Consider the following 21,884-nt stretch of genomic DNA (forward strand, 5'->3'; position numbering starts at 1 on the left):
CTAAACTTATAATTTTCCTTGATCATCTACGCCCTTAAGAATTTCCAGAATTTCAACCCGCCGCTCATACGCTGCCTTTAAACTATATATAGAATTACGTGTGTCTTCTAAACTATCACTAACATCATTTCCAGACATGGATTCTCCAAAAGGAATTTCTTTAATTTTCAAACTCTGGCTCTTAATAAAAGGGTGAAATGATGAATTGTTATAAGTATCAAATTCATTACGTATTGAATTTACCCTTCTGGAGGACAGCTTTTGATTATAATCAGATTTGGCCCGAGGTGATGCGTATCCCTTCAAGAAAATATCAATATCATGACCTTCTTCTAATATAATTTGAAGCTTATCCATAAATATTTCGAGTTTATCCCCGTTTGCCTTTACACCTAATTCAAAAAATGTATCAATTTCTAAAATTGTTCTTTCCTTAATTGGACCTTTCAAAACATGCGTAAATTCATACGTATATTTACCTTTTTTTGCCACGTAATCATTGTATATTTTTGAAAATAATACATTGGTAGTATCAGATTCTGATCTTGGATTAGGCATATCATTATCAAAAAAGAGTCTAATAGGTAAGAGTTTTCGTAATTCAGCAATTGCACTTAGCTCTAAAAACATTTTTCTATTCAAAATCTTTTCTGCAGCAGTTTCTTTGGCAGAAATTGTAATCATATCTGATTCATATTTCTTCTTAGATGCTATAAGTTTATAATTTCTACCCTTCAATAATTCAAAATTAAAAAAATTACTATCAGGATTCGTCATCTCCTTTAAAAGTTGGTTCTTATCTGTATCCCATAATTCAACCTTTACTCCTTTAAGCCAAATATTCGTTGTACGTTCGAAAGTAGAAACGTTCAATTGTTTTCTTTCAATTAAAAATATCTCTCGTTTGATTGGATCAAAATTTGGCAAATCAATCGTTGTAAGCTTTATAGAATCACTTTCATAACCTTCTCTTGATGCTACTATCTTGTAATTTCTTCCTTCCACTAACTTAAAATTAAATTGAGCCCTATCATCAAAATTCAGGGTAGTTACTAAACTATCAGATTCAGTAATATCTATCAATTTTAGTTTTACTCCATTTAATTCAAGGGAATCAAAAGCGTCTTTTGTCCATACCAGAAGTTCAACAGTTGCAGGTGTAATATTCACTTTATAAATATCAAAACAACATGCCTGTAACAACTCATCAACATATGCTGATCCGGGCTTATTGGAAACTAGATATGCTGTTTTTTCATTAATAGCCGTATTATAACTTAACTCGTCATAACTTGAATTTATTGATGGCCCAAGATTGATTACTTTTAGTGAATCTTTACCTTTCCAACTGTACTTAAAAACATCGAGCCCTCCAAAACCATTGTGGTAATTACTACTGAAGTAAAGACTTTTTGTTCTGCCTGAATAGTATGGTGAAAATTCATCTCCCGGGGTATTGATCATTTCCAGATTTTCTGCTGCAGAACAGCTACCATCATCCTTAAATAAAACTGTATAAATATCATAGCCTCCCATACCATCAGGACGATTACTGGCAAAATATAAACGATCTAGTCCCGATATGGGATCTTTAACCAAACTTGCCTGGGTAGAGGATGAGTTTTTTTGATTTACCTCTTCTGGTAATTTTATTGGACGGCTCCACTTTCCATTCTCAAATACTTTGAAATACAATTCACATTCAATATTTGTTGAGCCTTCTTTGTAATTACATTGACTGTAAATGAATTTTGTTCTATCAGAAGAAAAACTAGGATTTGCAACAAAAATATCTTTTTCCAACAATCCAGTTTCAAGCGTATCTGTAACCCCATTTTTTTCATCATATTTAAATATCTTTCCTTTTGGTTTAGTCTTTTGAGCAGATTTCTTTTTAGGATCTGTTCTTAAACCTGAAAAATATAATTCTCCATTTGAAAGCATTGGACCAGATTCACTTTCCTTGGTATTCACTCCACCTTCCATTTTTTTCATTTTAATTAATGGATCTTTAGTGTTCAAGTGACTTTTTGCCCATTTAACTTGATCAAGTCGATGTAAAGATAATTGATGATTCCCCTCTTCAATTTCAGATTTTGCAAGATATGCCTGATAAGAAACTAAAGATTCAGTATAACGTCCTTGACTATATTGTAATTCAGCCAACAAAAAATCAATTTCTGGATGGCGTTCTTCAAACTCAGAATTACGCAAAGCTTTAAAATGAGATTCGGCTTTTGAATATGCATTCAACGCCATTGCAGATTTACCAGCAAGAAAATTTAACGTATCTTGGCTTTGCTGATATTTTAATGCTTCATTAATTAAATAATAAGCCTCATAGTGATTGTCTTCCTGAATATTTTTGGTAATTGGCTCCCAATAAGCTTGAAATGAAGGATAATTCTGTCCTTCACAATAACTTCCAAAAATTAAAGTAAAAATGAAAAATATAATTATTTTGTTGAGCACAGTCTAATTATTTAGTTTTAATAAATCGGGCACTTTTTATAAATACCTATAGGTTTTACTCCTTTAAATACATATTGAACAGCAATTTCAGGTCCTCCCCTCTTATTAGTAGCTGACTTAAATGCTGAGGTATTCATGTCATAACTTCCGGAAATCAACCAATTTTTCCATTCCAAACCGAAATTAGGGATAAGGGCATCGTCCACTCTAACATTACAACCTAAAAGCACATTTAAGACCTGGCCGGGTGTTCTGTTTAAATAAATTCTTATCAAGCCTGACCCTACCATTTCCTTATAATCGGCCTGTGATTGATAATTTGCTCCTAAAATTAAATCTAGAAATCCTCCAATACCAACATTAAACTGACTGGATCCGGAATACCTAAAAGGCAAAAGGGACTTTGTTCCATTTGATGAATAAAAACTTTGATTTGGTTTATTGATATGAAAAATATTCCCGTTAATCATGAATCTGGTTCTTTTAGTTAAAGCAAATTCATACAAAACACCTGTACCTAGATCCAAAAAGAAATCTCCGCTGGTGGAATAAGTTTCACGTGAGGAAACATTTGGGTCAAATCTGTCACCAATCCATTGGACATCCCATCTCAATTTCTCATTGCCAAATCTTCTTTGGGCAATAGAAGGACTAATTCCAATGTTTACTAGATGGCGTTTACTAAAACTCCTTGAGTACCCAATATTTGGGACTAACTTATTCATGTTGAGTCTGGAATCACCAGCTCTGTCATAGTCAAATCCAATTCCAAGATTAATTTGGCCAGCATTCTTGGGTAATTGAATCTTGGTATCATATAAAAAACTTACAGTCATATATGGCACAGGTACCGAAAGCCACTGATTTCTATAATTGACTGTCAATCGATGGTCACCATCAAAATGACCAATTAAAGCAGGTGAAAGGTTATGGTAGTTATAATAAAATTGGGAAAAATGAACATCCTGGGCTTGAATTCCTATCCAACCAATCATAAATACCCACAAAAAACATTTTTTCAACATAAAAATCATGTTTATAAAATTCTAAATAAAGGGAAGATGGAAATCCGAAATATGGGACCTTGGTCGGGTGAACCAAATGTGTTGACCAAAGGTACAAAATTATTCATAATTCACATATATAATAAACTTTTATATGAAAAAAAATCATACAACCGAATCTTAATATATATAATCATCTGTATATCTGCAATTTAATATATTATTTGAGGCATAAATTTAAAAAAATAAATTAAAGAGTATCTCAAGTACCTATCCTATCATAAAACCTAAAATCTGGGTTTTAAAAAATAGACTATTCTGGCACTTTTGGGACAATGGTTATTTATGTTTAACTTGAACCTTTATTTAGCTAATTTTGTAATCATAACAAAGTCAATGAAACTCAGGATAAATACCAATTCAATTAGATTCCGTCTTAGCAGGGAAGATATGGACAGTTTTAATAAATTAAAGGTAGTTTCCATTTCCATTCCCTTTGGCCAAAAAAGTGATGAATTGTTCACCTATTCCATTATCCAGACAAAAAATGAAAAAATAGATGTAAGTTATGTAAATAACCACCTGAGACTTTTTATTCCCCAATCGCTTGCGGATGAATGGATCCAGACGGAAAAAGTTGGTTTTAGCGAAAATTTAATAATCAATAAGGACTGTGCGCTTTTTGTATTGGTTGAAAAAGATTTTCAATGCCTTAAACCCAGAGAATTTGAAGACGAGTCATTAAACTTCCCAAATCCTCTTGCTAACAGCTCCATTTAAGATGTACTCCCCTGGAATAAATCAAAAAGAAATAATTTGTTGGGAAGATGGTAAAACAATCCAAAGGTTAGACAAAGTTGTTGCCGAAGAACCTTTAGAAATAATTATACGACTAAAAATAGACAAGAAAACTATTTTTAAGACTATTTCAATTACGATGAGAACTCCCGGACTTGACGAAAAACTCTGTCTTGGATTTCTTTTCAATGAAGGTATTATTGATTCCAAAGACGACGTGATTTCTATAGACCATAGAATGAATTGCTCCGACCTAGAAATTACCAATCAATCTATAATATTAGAGCTAAAACCAAATTTGAATCATAGAATTCTAAATTTGAATCGGCACTTTTATACAACTTCCAGTTGTGGCGTATGTGGGAAAACAGCCATAGATCTTGCCATCACAAGTTGTCACTATATTCCCAAGAAACTGGAGCGCTCGATAAATCCATCCACCTTAGGAAAGCTTCCTGAGCTTTTAAAAAAAGAACAAATTCTGTTTCACCTAACAGGAGGCATACATGCATGTGGAATTTTCAATTTAAAAAATGAATTAATTTACTTCGCAGAAGATGTTGGACGCCATAATGCCTTAGACAAAGTAGCTGGTTGGTGCCTTGAGAACCAATTGCTTCCAATGTCTGATCACATTTTAATACTTTCGGGTCGAGCAAGTTTCGAACTAATTCAAAAAGCAATGTGTATGGGAATCCCCGTAATTTGTTCGGTTGGTGCTCCAAGCTCTCTTGCCATCGAATTAGCAGAAAGTCAAGGAATAACTTTGATAGGCTTTCTAAAAAGTAATAAAATGAATATTTACTCAGGATATTTTAGATTAGAATCCGAATAAAATGACTGGCATTGTATTGTGTGGTGGTTTAAGTTCAAGGCTTGGTAAAGACAAAATGATAATCGAGAAGGATAATCAACCAATCTTTCAATACTGGAATAATATTCTTCGGACCTTTTGCTCTGATGTCTTCATTTCTTGCACCCTTGATCAAAAAAATAAATATAAAATAGAAAATACAATTCATGATAATGAAATAAATCAGGGGCCTTTAGCGGGTATTGTTTCTGGCATTAAAATATTTCCATTTACCCCTTTATTTGTAGTAGCTTGTGACCTTGTATATTTGAATAAACAAGATCTCTTGACATTACTAACATTAAGAAATGAAAATAAAATGGCCACATGTTATAAAAACTATGAAAACAATTTACCCTTTCCATTATTTACAATTTATGAACCAAATATTTTCAAACCGCTTATTGATGAGTTACAATTTGGAAGAAAATCTGCCTTAGATGTTTTGTTAAAAAATGAAATAAATTTGATTGAAAGGCAAATAAATTTTAAAGGCATTAACACTGGACAGGAATTATTAGATTATCAAAATAATGAATTGAATTCAGCATAAACTCAATTTTCTATAACAAATATATTCAATCCATTTTTTGATTTGCGGTTTCGTATTAAAAGGTTTAATTCTAAATCTGAATAGCTGTTCCCATTAATTAATAATCTTCATTACGATCACAAAGTACTAAACGGTAGTTTAATAAGTGAATCCCATGGCCAACCATCGGCGGAACTTTATTTGAATGTATCCAACTGGCAGGACTTCTACCTAGATGGACTCATGCAGGAGCGCACGCATAAAATCAAAGATTGGAAGATATTCTAAATGGGAATAGAAAATATTATGCAAAAATAAGCAGAATTAGTAAAATGCCATAAACTAGTAAAAAACAAGTATTAAGAAATTAAAGCTATTTGGAATAAATAACTATAACGAAAGCTCTTTTGATCAGTCTAAGCAACCTCTTATAAGAAGGCAAACCAATTGATTCATTCCAAATATAAAATAGATGATTCTTCAACTTTGGTATAAAGTCTATAAACTTATCTATTTCAGATTGTTGGCTAACTAATTTTTTATTCAAGAAATATGAAATCAATTGATTTACTATTGGAATAATCACTATAAACCACAAAATAATAACTAATACTGTCCTTAGGAGGTATCCAATATAAAAATATATACTCTTGTGCTCTGGAATGAAATAAGTAAAAACAGACAAAATGAAAAATATTATAAAAACAAAATAATACTTTTTAATCTTAGAGGAATAATTAACCGGCTCCTCATGATTTGCGCTTACCTCCTGAAGTTCAATCAAATCAGAATCGGTTACATTCCTATTATTTTTCCATAAACGAAAGATAAAAATCGAAATAAAAAAGGCAGAAATTGAATAAATCGCAAAATATAGAGATACCAAGTAAAAACTTCCATTAACTACCTCCAGACTAAAAATACTTGAAAGTGTTTTATTAATAAAGATGTTCAGAGCTTCCCATAAATTCATGCCATAAATAATAGTAAGAATTAGTACTTTCTGAAAAGCCGATTCCAGAAAGGATATCGTGGTAACAAGAAAGATAGAAAACCAATTTATAGAAAATATAGAATAAACAAAAATAGATATCAATGCTTGAAAGAAAATAGCCAAATAGGCTGTTGGAGGGGTATGGGGACTTAATAAGAGTTTTATTATTGCTACCTGAAATAAACTGACGATTATGGTTTTGCGAGGGATTCTAGAATAAAAAAAAATAAAGGTCAAAATACTAACTGAAAGACCATTCAAAATAATTCCTGAGAATGGTAATTTGAATGCATGCAATATACCTCCCAAGCCAGATTCAACTAACCCCCAAAATGCTGTTAATCTAAAAATAATTTTATTACGATTTGCTTCCGACAGCATTAAAATAGTCTAATTACCAGGAGGTATAATTTCTGTTTTTTCACCAAAATATTGCACAAATTGCTTAAAATCGTCGGCTAATTGTTGATTGTTGGTAGATTTAAGATAAGTGTCTCGGAGAGCATTTAACGTTTGAAACATAAATCTATCCATTTCTACAACTTGCATTTCCTTGGTCCATAGATCTAGTTTGAGTGTATCCAAGCTATCTTTCTCAAAAATTGATAGCAAGATTCCCTTAGCTGAAGAAAGTGCACCTCCCCCTGAATCCTCTGCACTCCATTCTATTTCTGATGGTATGTTTTCTTGGTCTAGGGTTACCCTAATGATGATTTCAGACTTCTTTGCCATGTTTAATTTGGAACTACCATTTTATAATATTTGCAATTTTGGACTCCAAAGATACCAAGGCCGTTGGAAATATTTCCATCAATTCTGACATAAGAAGAAAAGGGGCCCTGACGTGTACGACTGACCTCCAATGTATTCCAGAAATCAAACTGACTTTTATCTATAACACACCATTTGATTTCAATACTATCACCCTTTCTGAAATACCCAGTTGTTTCATTGAAATCTTCGCCGGGAGCACTGGCTTTTTGTAAAATAAACTTGAAGGATTGCCCATTAAAAAAGTAATCATCTGTGACTGAACTAAAGTTAGGTATTAATGCTTCACCCTCCCCTGCTGTGAAATATCTGTAATAATCCTTTTCTACTGGTCTATCTACAATTTTACAAAATAATTGCAAAAAACTATCAAGAGGTTTTCCCGGTACGTCTTCAAACCAAATGGAATCTATTGGAACAAGGGGAGGTATGACTCCTGTTGACATTACTGAATCATTATCAGCATATACATTAAGTCTATATTCAATTCCCTCAGAGATTTGCAAAAGCCCCTGAATATCAACATACACACAAAAATTTACAGATACACTATCTAGGTTTAAGCCAAATCGTTTTGCTAAAGATTCACGAAGCTCAGCCGGCACTTCATTAAGGCATATTTCTTGTAATTCTACCTTTTGATTATTAGTGTTTATAAAGACTTTCGCATCATGAATAAATAGCTGATCTAAAATATTTAATCCGAAATCTGTATAGAAAGGTAAGGATTTTGTTAAGATAACGTATGGAGGTATTCCTTCTTCAGACTTTTCAATATAAGCCTCCACAACAATTTTTTGCAGATCAGTATTGGTTATGGGAATATATTCCTCTTCACACGAAGTTAATAAAACTGCAATAAGCCCTATCAAAATCAATAAAAAATGAAGCGTTCTCATCTCAATTCTCTTTTAGTATTATCCCAATAAAAATTCCAAACAATTGAAGGAATCAATGTAAATATGGAAACCTTTACAGCCCTAGCTTTAGCATTTCCAGTTAAAATATTTGAGTTCAAATCAGTATACAAGAAAAATGGGTTCTTTCTGTTGTAAATATTATAAATTGAAAAAACCCAACTACTGTAAAACTGCTTTTTATGATTAGCTCTGTTATCATAAGTAATGGATAAATCCAGTCTATGGTAATCATCTAATCGAGAACTATTTCTTGGTCCATATTCTACATTTGGACGACCGTTTATGATAAATAAACTTTGAATCGGCGTGTAAGCTCTACCTGTTGCGTAGATAAAATTAGATGAAAGTTGCCAATTTTTATTTATTTGGTAACTGCCTACAATTACCAAATCATGCGGCCTGTCAAAGACTGCCGGATAAACGCGACCATTCTCAATACCATCATACCACCTTTCAGTTTTGGACAAGGTATAACCAATCCAACCATTTAATCTCCCCTTCTTTTTTCTAAGAAAAAACTCAATACCGTAAGCACGCCCCTTCCCGTAAACAAATTCATTTTCAACTTCTGCTGAAAACATTTCTACATAGCTCTCCCTATAGTCAATTTGATTTCTCAAATCCTTAAAATAGACTTCTACTGAAGTTTCAATATGGTCGTTAAAAATATTCTTGAAATAACCTAAAGCATACTGCAATCCTATTTGAGGCTTGACAACTTCTGTGCTTGGGACCCAAATATCAGTAGGCAAAGTGCTTCCTGAATTGCTTACCAAATGCAAATACTGACTTGCAATCGTGAATCCACCTTTTAGGGAAGAATTTGCATCCAATTTTTTATTAAAAACAATTCTAGGTTCTGGAACAAAATAAGTCTTTACTACTTGCCCTTTACTAAAATTAATATTACGAGAAGAACTAAAATATGGCCCCATAAAAACAAATGCAGAAAGACGTATTCCATAATTTAGGCTTAATCCAGAATTGAATTTCCAATCATCAGAGACATAAATTTCTGCCTCATGTGCATATTTCTTTTTAAGGTTTGAAACAAAATCAACTTCACCATTTGTAGCATTTACAATATTAGGAGTAAGCTGATGGTAGGTGTGCCTTAGCCCATATTTCACATGGTGTGTCGGATTTGGATAAAAATCAAAGTCAGTTTTAAAAGAAAAATCTTTAACCCCAGAATTTAATCTAACTTGAAATTCTTCCTGCCCACCCTTTAATTGAAAATTATAATCGTTATAAATAAAGGAAACATTTGCAAACAAGTTTTCTTTAATTATACGATTCCATCGAAGTGTGCTGGTAGCGTTTCCATACGGCAACTCAACAGAGAATGCTCTATCCCCACTATTAAATTTAAAAACATCTCTTCCAAAGTATCCACTTAAATATAATCTGTCTTTTTCAGAAATACGAAAATTAATTTTGGTGTTCAAATCATAAAAATAATAATTTGTTCCAGCATAACTAGTTTGATTAATAAATGGTTGTGCAAGGTCTAAAGCATATGTTCTTCTAGCTGAAACGATAAATGAACTTTTATTTTTTTGAACAGGCCCTTGCGCTGTTATTCTTGAAGAAATTAATCCAATCCCTCCTTCAATGCTGTAATTCTCATCATTACCTTCTTTCATTTGTACATCTATAACAGAAGAAATTCTGCTTCCATATTCGGCTGGCATACTTCCCTTTATTAATTTTGTATTTCTAATTGCATCTGAATTAAAAACGCTAAAAAAACCAAGTAAGTGACCAGTATTATAAACTACTGCTTCATCCAATAAAACAAGATTTTGATCTGGACCGCCTCCTCTTACATATAATCCTGCTGTACCTTCTGTTGCAGAGGATACTCCGGGTAAAAGCTGCAAAGCTTTAAGTGCATCAATTTCTCCTAACAGCGCGGGGAGTCTTTTAATACTCTCTACATCCAAATCTATAGTACCCATCTCATTACTCTCAACATTTTTCTTTAGTTCATCAGATGTAATAACAATTTCATCCATTAAAATACCTTGATTAAGTTTTACATGAATGGTTGTATCTGCATTCAATTCAAGTGAAAATTCAACATTATTGTAACCTGTATAAGAAAAAACAAACTCATAATATCCCTCACTTAAAGTTATGGAGTAAAATCCATAATTGTTAGAAATTGCACCAACTGTAGGATTCTTCTTTAAATAAAGATTTGCTCCAACAAGCGATTCTCCTGTTGATTTTTCAGTTATGTATCCATTTATTGTATACTTTTTTTGAGCATGTGAAGTATACAATAAACTAAAAAAAAATAATAGTAAAAATATTCTATACATGAACGAGCAGATATGGTAATTAAACCAATACCTACATGGTTTGTTCAAGAATTATTGGATTTAACTTATAGTTTTTATCCTTCAATAACTTTAGCATCCCAAATTGTCCATCAAAATGAGCTACTCCGACTGAAGCAAAAACGCGTCCACTTTTAACCAATTTATCCAATGCGTTTACTAAAGTAAAATTCCTCTCATATAAAAATGGTCTGCGTAATGAACCGAGTTGCCGTTTCGTTGAATGATATAATTTAACAGTTTCCTGATGCTTATATAACTCAACCATATTTAATAATTGCCTTCTCCACATTTTGGAATTCCTAAAGGCCTTATTTAACATTTTGAATTGGTCTTTAATGGTCACCTTTTGCAAATGTTCAAAATGATAATTTAAACTCTCCAGACCAAACATTCCCTTTCCTATACCTTTTGAATACGTCCATATCATTTCATCAAAATTTGATGAACTTAGATTGCCCTGAATCATCTTTAAGGACAACAAATTGAAAAGTATTATTGGGTTTAAGTGTTCATGTGCACGCAATGACACTCCAAGAATTTTTTTGATTAAGAATTCATACTTAATCATTCTTGTCCTGGACCAATGTTTTTGATATGAATCACCTTCTGGAAGATTAAAATATTTTTCTGGAAAACTTTGGTCTACTTCATCAAGGTGTATTTCAGCTGCAACAATATCAGCGGTGATTATATATGGTTTGATCTGGGTAAAAATAGATTGCACCAATTCATTATTAATATGAATTGAACCAAACAGATAACCCGAACCTGATTCTTTATGATTGAACTCCCAAAGTAAAGAGTGTTTGGAAGTCATATTTAGAGTTCGTGAAAACTAAAAATAAAATACTTATTCAATTTCGATAGGAAGAAGATGATTTTCCTTTATAATGGATAAATTCATTAATGTTTTTAGTCTTTCGACCTCTTCAATTTGAGACAGTTTTTTAAATAGTAATGCCTCATAACTTTGCATATCCTTACAAACCACCTTCATTAATATGTCAGCATCCCCGGTTATCACAAAACATTCAATTATTTCATTAATACTCTTTACCCGTTCGATAAAACTTGCCAATGCATTTTCTTTGCTCCACTTCACATTAACAAGAACAAAAGTACTAATAGACAAGTCCACTTTCTGAGGGTTGATCTTGGCATGATAACTTTCAATTACACCAGTCTGTTCCAACTTCTTTACTCTTTCCAAAGTCGGAGCGGGAGATAATCCAATTTTTTTTGACAACTCCAGGTTAGTAATTTTACTATTCTCCTGAAGTAAATTGAGGATCTTTACATCTATTTTATCAAGTTTTTCCACCATTGTAACAATCTTTAGAATATTTCACTGAAATCATCTTAATAACGATGCTAAAGTAGAATATTATTTTGAAAAACCTTTAAATTAAAGAAATATTAACAATTAGCTTTAACGTTTTAAGTCAAACATTGGCTAAAAATAAATAAATAAGAAATAAAAAGATCTAAGGAAAAATGCCAAGATTGGCATAATCATTTGAGATCTTTTCAAGCGCAACAACGAAAGCCGCATTTCTTAAGCTGCCAATATTTGGCCTACTGCTATAAACTTCCCAAATCTGTTGAAAAGAGGTAACCATAGTCTCTTCAAGGCCAGATCTTACCAAATCAATTTCATCAGCTCCATGAGTGAGGAATTGTTTTTCTTTTGCACTTATAGTCTTACCGGAAAGATTTTCAACAGTTTCTACTAGCTTTGAATATAGATTGGAATCAAAGCGCTTCTCCATCCTTCCAAAACGCATATGTGAAAGATTTTTTAACCATTCAAAGTATGATACTGTAACACCACCTGCATTTAAGTACATATCGGGAACAATCAAAATTCCTCGTTTTACTAATTCCTCTTCCGCATCTGCAGTTACTGGACCATTGGCAGCTTCGCCAATTATTTTGGCTTTGATTCTTGAGGCATTTTCTATAGTAATTTGGCTCTCTAGCGCCGCAGGAATTAAAATGTCACATTCAAGCTCTAAAGCAGAATCTCTGCGTTCTAAAGTACTTGTTCCTGGAAAGTTTAAAATAGAACCGGTTTCTTTCCGGAACTCTAATAATTTTTTAATATCAATTCCATTTGGATCATGAATGGATCCCTCATATTCAGCGACACCAATTACCTTTACCCCTCCTTCTTCTTGCATTATAATTCCTGAAAATGACCCTACATTCCCCATTCCCTGGATCACAACTGTCTTGCCATTCAAACCTTTGGTAAGGCCTAACTTGGTCATCGCTTCTTCTGTCTCACAAAGTTCTCTCAAACCATAAAAAACCCCCCTTCCTGTGGCTTCGTTTCTTCCCCTTATTCCGTTTTGGTTGACAGGTTTTCCTGTAACACAGCCAGAAGCATCAATTTCACCTCCTTTAAAAGTGACATAAGTATCTAAAATCCAAGCCATTTCACGAGGTCCTGTACCATAATCAGGAGCAGGAACATCAATTCCAGGACCAATAAAATTTTTCTTGATTAATTCAGTAGTATACCTTCTCGTTATACGTTCCAACTGATCCTCTGTGTACTGCCATGGATTGATTTTGACCCCACCCTTTGCGCCACCAAAAGGCACATCAACAATAGCACATTTATATGTCATCAAGGCTGCTAGAGCCTCCACTTCATCCTTATTGACATGCTGACTATAACGAATCCCACCTTTGGTAGGCAATCGGTGATGGCTATGCTGTGCCCTATATGCCTCTATTACTTGGATTTCATCCCCAATTCTCACAGGAAAACGAATCTCATAAACAGCATTGCAGGCACGAATCTGAGCCAATATTCCTTTTGGAATATTGGTAAAGCCGGCAGCACGGTCAAAATTTCTATTAACGCTATCTAAAAAAGAATTTGCTGAAATATCACTCATGATTTATTCTATTTTCAAGTTTACTAAGCTTTCTATCAAGTACAATTAGAAAAATAATTATCCCAGAAAAGATAATAAAAATAACTCCAAATACCACATTGATTTTTCCTGTACTTCTCATAAAATCCTGACTTTGTGCATGTCCTGAAATCAGAAAAAAACAAAAAAATAACTGTGTAAGGAAGATTCTAATTTTTTTCATAAACTAAACGCGAAATTGAGTTTAAAATTCTAAATAAAGAAATATTTGGAAATTATTTATCTTCATGATCATCTAAAGCAGTTTTAACACGTTCCAATCTATATTGCAATTGTGCAATCCAAAAGCCTAAAATGCTAAATCCAACAACTGCTGGATAAAATACCAGTCTTAAAGCATTATCCATGTCATCAGAGCCAAAGGCTGGATTTCCTCCATTCCCAGGATGCAAACTGTCGGTAAGCCTGGGCAGCACAAAAATCAAGGGAACTACGGCTACCAAAGCAAAAATGTTATATGCCCCGGAAATCCGAGCCCTTCTATCTGGGTCTTCAATGCTGGACCGTAAAATCAAATAAGCAAAATAAATAAGCATAGATAATGCTGACATGTTCAATTTAATATCGTTAGTCCACCAGGTATCCCATGTATTTCTAGCCCACAGTGAACCTGTAGCTAAACCTAAAACTCCAAATAACATGGCAGTTTTCACCAAAGCGGAGGACCGTAAATCAAAATCTCTGTTTTGGGTCTTTAAATAACGTATAGCATAATATACCGAGACCATTAACATGGAAAACATAGCGAACCACAAGGAAACATGAAAAAATGTGTTTCGGATGGTCTCATAAAGAATATTTCTGTAAGGAAATCTGTATGTGTGGATAACATGAAACCCAGGACTCTTGGAAATTGTCCAGGATAAGTCTCCTTCAATCTCATTAATGGAATCCTGACTTAAAACGATCTTTGATGGAAGTACACTTGTTCCATCAAAATCCGAATCAACTATAAAGGAACATTGTACTAAATTGAGTTTACCAGGTAAATGTTGTGGCAAGTTAAAAACAGCATCTAACTCCGTATCATTGATTATCGCAACCTCCTCCGCTTTGAGTAAAAATGAATTACCTGTTTTAAGATAAGTGCTTACATTACCCTTTGTATAATTAGTATTGTAACCCTTCACATTGATGTTTACTTTCTGGTAGGTCTTAAATCTGTTTGGCTTAACATCAAAAATCCCAGGTTTTAATGGGGTTAATAAACCAACTATAAGAACATAAACCATCAGCAATACCCCTAAATATTTCCACCAATGAATTTTATAAAACATAAATTAGTTTTTCCAAGTTAAAGGGACCAAAAAAACAATCATAGCTAGTACAAACAAATTAATCCCAACAATGATTCTTAAACCGGAAAAAAAACTCTCAAACTCATAACCGTTTAGAATTTTTAATCCTGTTTCATAAGCTGTCCCCAATAATGGAAAGCTTAATGGTAGCACCAACACAGTAAGCAACAATGTCTTTCCTTGTCCCTGGCTTGCTAAAAACGAGGAAAAAGTCAAAATCAATGCCATCCCTGTGTTGAAGAATAGCAACAAAATCATCCAACCCCTCAATTCTGATTTCACCAGCGGAATAAGAATACTTAATACACCCCACAACAAAATACCAAGAACATTTAATAGAATAAACAGGTAGGCAGATTTGGCAGCAAAAAGCTTGAATGGATGTAGTAGTTGATAGCTAATTATCTTAAACCTCTGGGTGTCATCTTCAAACACCCTTGATCCTGTAAAAAAACATAAAAACATAAAAACAAGCCAGTACAATAAATTCCATAATTCGGGACTACCTCCTCCAGAAAAAAAATAAATCAAATAACTGACCCCAAAAAGGAAAGCAATCACCCCACCTAATTGATAAAGAGATCTCCATTCGTAAACCAACTCCTTCCGCACCAAACTTATGAAAGATTTCATTTGAATGCAAAAGTAATCTAAATCTGACCAGTTAAGGTAAATGGAAACCCTATTGTCCTCAAGAATAAATATTAAATTCAGTCGTATAAATCATTGAAATTCAAAATAATACATTATTAAAATAATTAATTTATATGTAGCTATATAATAGAGTATTACATATTATATAATAATCATATATTTGTGATAAATACTTCGTATGTTTCATAGGCTGTTTATAGTTGCAACCCTTCTTAGTCTTAGTTTTATCGTTAATGCACAAAACAAGAAAAAAGAATACTTAACAGTCAAGGCCGCAAAAGGTCAAGGTGTTTATAGTTTACTTAGAACCTATAATCTATTGGACCAAAAATGCAACCTGGATATGTTTTATGAAATCAATAAGCTATCACCTGCCTCAGAGTTAACCAAAGGTAGGACTTACAAACTACCTGTAATTAAAACTCAATACGATGGAAAAAGCATTAGAACAAGCCTTGAAATAGTGGATTATGAATCAGCAAAAGCCATCCAAAAATTCAACCAGGAATTGGTTAAAGCCAAGCTAAGGTCTACTGACTACAAATCAACAGGAGAATTATTGGTTCCAATATTTTATAATGGTTGCGAAGCTCAGGAAGTTGGTCAAAAAAAAGTACAATCATCCGTAGATAAAAGTTATGCGGCAAAATTAAAGTCATCATCACTTGAACCCATTCAAGCGCTTAATTCCACTCCACAGCTCAAGAACAAAAGGATTCTGGTTGCAGACACTAAATTAGATGAGAAAAATTTTGAGGATGAGATGGGGAAAATCCAAAATAATCGTAGAACTCTAAAAATCACCTCTGAGAACGACAAACCATTTACGCGACAAGTGTCCAATAAAATGGTTAAAGTTTCCTTATTTGGCAAAGAAAAAAGTGAGGTTCCCATTGAATCAGATGAACTAAAAGACCAAATATTTTATATAGTTCCTGGGCATGGTGGCCCTGACCCCGGAGCTTTGGCTAAGTTACCCAACAGCCATACAATCTGTGAAGATGAATATGCTTATGATGTTAGCCTCAGACTTGCACGAAATCTAATTATTCGGGGTGCGACTGTACATATAATTGTACAGGATAAAAATGATGGCATCCGGGACGATAGATACTTAGATTGTGATGAGGATGAAAAAGTGATGGGAGGTCTTGAAATGCCCACCAGTCAAAAGAAAAGATTAAGACAAGGGATGGTCAAAGTAAATCAACTTTACCTTGAACATAAATTAGAAGGATTTAAAAAACAATGGATGGTTTCAATACACATCGATTCACAGCCTGAAGAAAACAGACAGGATGTATTCTTTTATTATCAAGCAGACAGCAAGAAAAGCAAAAGAAAAGCAAAAGATCTTCAAAAAGTGTTTACCGAAAAATACCAGGAAGTTCAAGGGAGAGATTACAATGGAAGCATTTCTACAAGGCCACTTTATGTTATACGAGCTTCACAGCCTGATCCCATATTTATTGAGCTGGCAAATATTCGAAACCCTAAAGATCAGGAAAGAATCCTTTCTCCCAAAAATCGTCAGGTACTTGCTGACTGGCTCTTACAAGGCTTTTTAGATTAAAGCCATCCTTGCATAAAAGAGCTTTGTTTTAATGTACAAATTGGGAAAACCAGAAACACATCAAACTGACGGCAATGCCTATAAGTAATTGCATTTTTTGAATACAGTAGTGACAATATATTTCATTAACAACACTTTCCCTAAAGATAAAAGACTCCTACACTTTTGATTCAGTGAGAATTTATGTAGAATGGCTAAAGTCCAATAAAGACAAACGCTCCCGAATAGGTAAGTCTTTAACTACCATCCAAAGTAAAAGACGGAAGTTCATTAAGTGCATTATACCTTCCTAACAGTATCAAGTTGGTAGGCATGCACCAATGCGGTATACTCGGTAATTGAAGTTATTTTGACTTGAAATAGAAATTCTAAGAAATAAAATGGATTGAAATAAAAAAGGGACAATGTATGCATTGCCCCTTTTCCAATTTTTTAAATAAAATTTCTTACAATTCAGAAGAATGCTTTCTCCTAAAACCTGTATTAACCAAAAGATCTTTGTAAATCTTTTGACCAGTACCAGCAGGTATTTTCTTTCCAATGATCACATTCTCTTTCAAGCCTGATAAGTCATCAGACTTGGCAGCTATTGCTGCTGAACTTAATACTTTTGTGGTTTCTTGGAAAGATGCCGCTGAGATCCAGCTACTTGTTCCAAGGGATGCCCTTGTTATACCCAAAAGCAGGGAGCTGGATGTGGCCGAAACTGCATCTCTAAATTCACAAATTTTCTTGTCGTTCCTTTTTAGAAATGAATTTTCTTCTCTCAACTGTCTGATGGATACCAATTGACCTCGTTTAAGTTTAACTGAATCTCCTGCTTCGGTGATCACTTTTTTGTCAAAAATATTATCATTCTCTGCAATAAATGTCCACTTATCAACTGGTTCTCCTTCAAGTAAAGTAGTATCACCTGGATCTTCTATTTGAACCCAACGCATCATTTGCCTTACGATTACCTCAATATGTTTATCATTGATGTTTATCCCCTGAGAACGATAAACTTCCTGGACACCATTCACCAAATAAGATTGTACTGCGAAGAGACCTTTGATTTGGAGGATATCACGAGGCGCAATAGTTCCGTCCGAAAGTGGTAGACCGGCTCTGATAAAATCACCTTCTTGCACGAGAATATGTTTGGATAATCCTATCAAATATTTTCTTCTTTGTCCTGTCCTTTCATCTTCTACGAAAATCTCTCTATTTCCTCTTTTGATTTTTCCATAAATAACGATACCATCAATTTCTGATACAACAGCTGGATTTGAAGGATTTCGAGCTTCAAATAATTCTGTAACCCTTGGAAGACCTCCTGTAATATCTGATACTTTACTTACGTTTCTTGGAATTTTTCCAATTTTTTGACCTGCTGAGATTTCTTCATTATCCTCTATGGAAATATATGCTCCCACAGGCAAAGAATAACTTTTTAGTTCTTCTCCACTAGGACTCACAATAAAAATTGCAGGAATCTTTTTCTTATTCTTGGATTCAATTATAATTTTTTCGGAATATCCGGTTTGATCATCCCTTTCCATTCTGAAAGTTACGCCCTCCTCTATCGAGTCAAATTTTACAATTCCCGAAAACTCTGACACTATCAATGCATTAAAAGGATCCCAGTTACACAAGATTTCTCCTTTAGTAACCTTCTGGCCATCCTTGATTAACAAAGTAGCTCCATAAGGTACATGTGCGCTGGTAAGTAATTTCCTATTATCTGGATCTAGCACTTTTATTTCACCCGAACGAGACAGCACAACATGAGATTTAACACCACCTTCATGCGATTCGGCAAATTTTACACCATCAAATTCAATAATTCCATCAAACTTGGCTGTAACTTCTGATTCGGCTTTTGAAACCGCTGCAACCCCACCCACGTGGAACGTCCTAAGGGTTAACTGTGTTCCCGGCTCTCCAATACTTTGGGCTGCAATTATACCAACAGCATCTCCGGTCTCCGTAATTCTACCGGTAGCCATATTCTTGCCATAACATTTGGTGCAAACTCCCTTCCGAGCCTCACAAGTAAGCACAGAACGAATCATTACGTATTCTACACCAGATTTCTCTATATAATTAGCAGTTTTCTCATCAATATATTCTCCTGCAGCAATGATAACTTCATCTGTAACCGGATGATGGACATTATTCAAGGTAAATCTACCTTGAATTCTAGAGGATAAATTCTCTATAACCTTGTCATTGTCAATCAAAGCTGAAGTATCAATACCTCTAAGCGTATTACAATCTTCATCTGTAATAACGACATCCTGAGCTACATCCACCAACCTCCTGGTAAGATACCCGGCATCCGCTGTCTTTAATGCTGTATCTGCTAGACCCTTACGCGCACCGTGGGTGGATATAAAATACTCAAGAACTGAAAGTCCATCCTGAAAATTGGAAAGAATCGGATTTTCAATGATTGCACCTCCTGTATCTCCTGATTTTCTAGGCTTTGCCATTAGTCCTCTCAACCCACAAAGCTGCTTAATCTGTTGTTTGGATCCTCTAGCACCGGAATGCAACATCATGTATACTGAATTAAACCCTCCCTTATGTAAGGCTAATTCCTTCATCAAATTGTCGGTAATTCTATTATCCGCATAGGTCCATCGGTCAATAATTTGATTGTAACGCTCATTATTTGTGATTAAACCCATATTGTAGCTATCCCACACTTCATCAACTTCCTTTTGAGCATCAACAAGGGTTTTGGCTTTAATGGATGGCGTTATTAAATCCCCAAGATTGAATGAAAGTCCTGCTTTAAAAGCCCAAAAGAAGCCCATATCCTTGATATCATCCAGGAATTTGGCTGTAACAGCAAAATTTGTTCGCTGGATAATTTCCCCAATGTATTGTTTCAGATGTTTTTTAGTCATCAATTCATTAACAAAAGGAACACTCAGTGGTACAGCTTCATTAAAGATCACCCTTCCTACCGTGGTCTTTACAATTTTTTGTACCATTTCGCCATTATCATCCTCAGCTCTTGCCTTTACCTTTATTGGATCATGTAATGAAATTTTACCTTCATTAAATGAAATAATTACCTCTTCAGAACTGTAAAATACCGGCTCTTTAATTGTTTTTTCAGTTACTCTTTCTTTAGTCAGATAATATAGCCCCAAGACCATGTCTTGAGAAGGCAAGGTTACAGGAGAACCGTCCTGTGGATTTAACATATTGTGAGGAGCAAGCATAAGTAACTGAGCCTCAAGAATTGAAGCGTTACTTAAAGGTACGTGAACTGCCATTTGGTCACCATCGAAGTCCGCGTTAAATGCACCACATACCAATGGGTGTAATTGAATTGCTTTACCTTCTACAAGAGTTGGTTGGAAAGCCTGTATTGAAAGTCGGTGAAGTGTTGGGGCACGGTTCAACAATACTGGATGACCTTTTAAAATATTTTCAAGAATATCCCAAATAATTGGATCCTTTCGGTCTACCAATTTTTTGGCTGATTTAACTGTTTTAACAACTCCTCTTTCAATTAATTTTCTAATAATAAAAGGCTTGAATAATTCAGCTGCCATCCCTTTAGGTAGACCACATTCGTGTAACTTTAAAGTAGGTCCAACTACAATTACTGAACGACCACTATAATCTACCCGTTTTCCGAGTAGGTTCTGTCTAAAACGCCCTTGCTTTCCCTTTAGAATATCACTCAGTGATTTTAACGCCCGACCACCTTCAGCTTTTACCGCATTAGATTTTCTGGAATTATCAAATAAGGAATCTACCGCCTCTTGTAACATTCTTTTCTCATTCCTGAGGATAACTTCAGGCGCCTTAATTTCTAACAATCTTTTTAGACGGTTATTTCTAATGATTACCCGACGGTACAAATCATTTAAATCCGAACTAGCGAAACGTCCACCATCCAAAGGCACCAAAGGTCTTAATTCTGGTGGAATCACTGGAAGGTATTGTATGATCATGTAGTCCGGCCTATGATTCTTATTGTTTAAGCCCTCTCTGAAAGCTTCAACCACCCTCAATCTCTTGAGTGCCTCGGATTTTCTTTGTTGAGATGATTCATTAGAAGCCTGATGTCTTAATTCAAAGGAAAGATCGTCCAAGTTTATCCTTTGTAATAAGTCAAAAATGGCTTCAGCGCCCATTTTTGCTACAAACTTGTTTGGATCTTTATCATCCAACATTTGGTTCTCTTTTGGAAGGCTTTCCAAAGTTTCAAAATACTCTTCCTCAGTTATGAGATCCAATAGATTCCTTCCATGCTGGGCAGCCAAACCTGGTTGAACGACGACAAACCTTTCGTAATAAATGACGGACTCAAGTTTCTTCGAAGATAGTCCAAGTAAGTAACCAATTTTATTAGGAAGGGACTTGAAAAACCAAATATGAACAACAGGTACAACAAGTTTAATGTGCCCCATCCTTTCTCTTCTTACCTTTTTCTCAGTAACTTCAACCCCACAGCGGTCACAAACTATCCCTTTATATCTAATTCTTTTGTACTTCCCACAGTAACACTCATAATCTTTAACCGGACCAAAAATTCGTTCGCAAAATAACCCATCTCTTTCTGGTTTATAAGAACGATAATTAATAGTCTCTGGCTTTAAAATCTCACCATAGGATCTTTCGAGAATTTCATCCGGAGAAGACAAACTCACGGTGATTTTTTCAAAATCCTGATCTTGTTTGAAAGTTTTATTCTTAAACGACATCGTATCCCGGTTT

At 34.2% G+C, this 21,884-nt stretch carries 15 protein-coding genes; 4 read left to right on the forward strand and 11 right to left on the reverse strand.

From position 1 onward, the window contains the following. Positions 1-6 precede the first annotated feature (6 nt). Positions 7-2,472 carry a PD40 domain-containing protein gene (locus IPJ83_13320; GenBank protein ID MBK7881529.1) on the reverse strand — a complete coding sequence of 822 codons (2,466 nt, stop codon included), beginning with the start codon at positions 2,470-2,472 and terminating at the stop codon, positions 7-9. Between the two features lie 17 nt (positions 2,473-2,489). Next, complete coding sequence (locus IPJ83_13325; GenBank protein MBK7881530.1) at positions 2,490-3,497, reverse strand: PorP/SprF family type IX secretion system membrane protein; 1,008 nt, start codon at positions 3,495-3,497, stop codon at positions 2,490-2,492. Positions 3,498-3,872: 375 nt separating this feature from the next. Between IPJ83_13325 and IPJ83_13330 the strand changes: the two genes are divergently transcribed. Genes IPJ83_13330 through IPJ83_13340 form a run of 3 tightly spaced genes read left to right on the forward strand, consistent with a single transcriptional unit; the run spans position 3,873 to position 5,680 of the window. Next, positions 3,873-4,256: a hypothetical protein gene (locus IPJ83_13330; GenBank protein ID MBK7881531.1), complete on the forward strand. Its 384-nt coding sequence runs from the start codon at positions 3,873-3,875 to the stop codon at positions 4,254-4,256. A gap of 1 nt (position 4,257) precedes the next feature. Next, positions 4,258-5,109 (forward strand): formate dehydrogenase accessory sulfurtransferase FdhD, encoded by an 852-nt coding sequence (gene fdhD / locus IPJ83_13335; GenBank protein ID MBK7881532.1) that lies wholly within the window; start codon positions 4,258-4,260, stop codon positions 5,107-5,109. Between the two features lie 16 nt (positions 5,110-5,125). Beyond that, complete coding sequence (locus tag IPJ83_13340; protein MBK7881533.1) at positions 5,126-5,680, forward strand: NTP transferase domain-containing protein; 555 nt, start codon at positions 5,126-5,128, stop codon at positions 5,678-5,680. 1,363 nt (positions 5,681-7,043) lie between these two features. Here the strand turns inward: IPJ83_13340 and gldC are convergent. The 8 genes from gldC to IPJ83_13380 form a co-directional block, all read right to left on the reverse strand. Next, on the reverse strand, positions 7,044-7,385 hold the full coding sequence (gldC, locus tag IPJ83_13345) for a gliding motility protein GldC (GenBank protein MBK7881534.1): 342 nt from the start codon (positions 7,383-7,385) through the stop codon (positions 7,044-7,046). A 2-nt stretch (positions 7,386-7,387) separates the two neighbouring features. Continuing rightward, complete coding sequence (locus tag IPJ83_13350) at positions 7,388-8,323, reverse strand: DUF4249 domain-containing protein (protein MBK7881535.1); 936 nt, start codon at positions 8,321-8,323, stop codon at positions 7,388-7,390. Continuing rightward, complete coding sequence (locus IPJ83_13355) at positions 8,320-10,671, reverse strand: TonB-dependent receptor (GenBank protein MBK7881536.1); 2,352 nt, start codon at positions 10,669-10,671, stop codon at positions 8,320-8,322. The genes IPJ83_13350 and IPJ83_13355 overlap by 4 nt, the downstream gene beginning before the upstream one ends. Before the next feature lie 31 nt (positions 10,672-10,702). Next, on the reverse strand, positions 10,703-11,509 hold the full coding sequence (locus IPJ83_13360) for a TraB/GumN family protein (GenBank protein MBK7881537.1): 807 nt from the start codon (positions 11,507-11,509) through the stop codon (positions 10,703-10,705). A 33-nt stretch (positions 11,510-11,542) separates the two neighbouring features. Continuing rightward, positions 11,543-12,016 (reverse strand): Lrp/AsnC family transcriptional regulator, encoded by a 474-nt coding sequence (locus tag IPJ83_13365; GenBank protein ID MBK7881538.1) that lies wholly within the window; start codon positions 12,014-12,016, stop codon positions 11,543-11,545. 160 nt (positions 12,017-12,176) lie between these two features. Beyond that, positions 12,177-13,598 (reverse strand): Glu/Leu/Phe/Val dehydrogenase, encoded by a 1,422-nt coding sequence (locus tag IPJ83_13370; protein MBK7881539.1) that lies wholly within the window; start codon positions 13,596-13,598, stop codon positions 12,177-12,179. Between the two features lie 254 nt (positions 13,599-13,852). Further along, positions 13,853-14,914, reverse strand: coding sequence for a cytochrome c biogenesis protein CcsA (gene ccsA, locus IPJ83_13375; GenBank protein MBK7881540.1), 1,062 nt, complete (start codon positions 14,912-14,914; stop codon positions 13,853-13,855). A 3-nt stretch (positions 14,915-14,917) separates the two neighbouring features. After that, positions 14,918-15,568, reverse strand: a complete 651-nt coding sequence (locus IPJ83_13380) for a heme exporter protein CcmB (GenBank protein MBK7881541.1) — start codon at positions 15,566-15,568, stop codon at positions 14,918-14,920. Positions 15,569-15,767: 199 nt separating this feature from the next. Here IPJ83_13380 and IPJ83_13385 point away from each other — a divergent pair, with 199 nt between their 5' ends. Continuing rightward, positions 15,768-17,162 (forward strand): N-acetylmuramoyl-L-alanine amidase, encoded by a 1,395-nt coding sequence (locus IPJ83_13385; GenBank protein MBK7881542.1) that lies wholly within the window; start codon positions 15,768-15,770, stop codon positions 17,160-17,162. A 446-nt stretch (positions 17,163-17,608) separates the two neighbouring features. On the opposite strand, the gene rpoC is transcribed toward IPJ83_13385, so the two are convergent. Beyond that, positions 17,609-21,871 carry a DNA-directed RNA polymerase subunit beta' gene (gene rpoC / locus IPJ83_13390; GenBank protein ID MBK7881543.1) on the reverse strand — a complete coding sequence of 1,421 codons (4,263 nt, stop codon included), beginning with the start codon at positions 21,869-21,871 and terminating at the stop codon, positions 17,609-17,611. Positions 21,872-21,884: the final 13 nt, after the last annotated feature.

It is taken from the genome of Candidatus Vicinibacter proximus, from assembly GCA_016713905.1.
Classification (GTDB): domain Bacteria; phylum Bacteroidota; class Bacteroidia; order Chitinophagales; family Saprospiraceae; genus Vicinibacter; species Vicinibacter proximus.

What these genes read in the sequence shown, in the direction of transcription:
- IPJ83_13325 (MBK7881530.1), bottom strand. Translation starts at nt 3,497, where the DNA reads ATGTTGAAAAAATGTTTTTTGTGGGTATTTATGATTGGTTGGATAGGA.
- IPJ83_13330 (MBK7881531.1), top strand. Translation starts at nt 3,873, where the DNA reads ATGAAACTCAGGATAAATACCAATTCAATTAGATTCCGTCTTAGCAGG.
- fdhD (MBK7881532.1), top strand. Translation starts at nt 4,258, where the DNA reads ATGTACTCCCCTGGAATAAATCAAAAAGAAATAATTTGTTGGGAAGAT.
- gldC (MBK7881534.1), bottom strand. Translation starts at nt 7,385, where the DNA reads ATGGCAAAGAAGTCTGAAATCATCATTAGGGTAACCCTAGACCAAGAA.
- IPJ83_13350 (MBK7881535.1), bottom strand. Translation starts at nt 8,323, where the DNA reads ATGAGAACGCTTCATTTTTTATTGATTTTGATAGGGCTTATTGCAGTT.
- IPJ83_13355 (MBK7881536.1), bottom strand. Translation starts at nt 10,671, where the DNA reads ATGTATAGAATATTTTTACTATTATTTTTTTTTAGTTTATTGTATACT.
- IPJ83_13360 (MBK7881537.1), bottom strand. Translation starts at nt 11,509, where the DNA reads ATGACTTCCAAACACTCTTTACTTTGGGAGTTCAATCATAAAGAATCA.
- IPJ83_13365 (MBK7881538.1), bottom strand. Translation starts at nt 12,016, where the DNA reads ATGGTGGAAAAACTTGATAAAATAGATGTAAAGATCCTCAATTTACTT.
- IPJ83_13370 (MBK7881539.1), bottom strand. Translation starts at nt 13,598, where the DNA reads ATGAGTGATATTTCAGCAAATTCTTTTTTAGATAGCGTTAATAGAAAT.
- ccsA (MBK7881540.1), bottom strand. Translation starts at nt 14,914, where the DNA reads ATGTTTTATAAAATTCATTGGTGGAAATATTTAGGGGTATTGCTGATG.
- IPJ83_13380 (MBK7881541.1), bottom strand. Translation starts at nt 15,568, where the DNA reads ATGAAATCTTTCATAAGTTTGGTGCGGAAGGAGTTGGTTTACGAATGG.
- IPJ83_13385 (MBK7881542.1), top strand. Translation starts at nt 15,768, where the DNA reads ATGTTTCATAGGCTGTTTATAGTTGCAACCCTTCTTAGTCTTAGTTTT.
- rpoC (MBK7881543.1), bottom strand. Translation starts at nt 21,871, where the DNA reads ATGTCGTTTAAGAATAAAACTTTCAAACAAGATCAGGATTTTGAAAAA.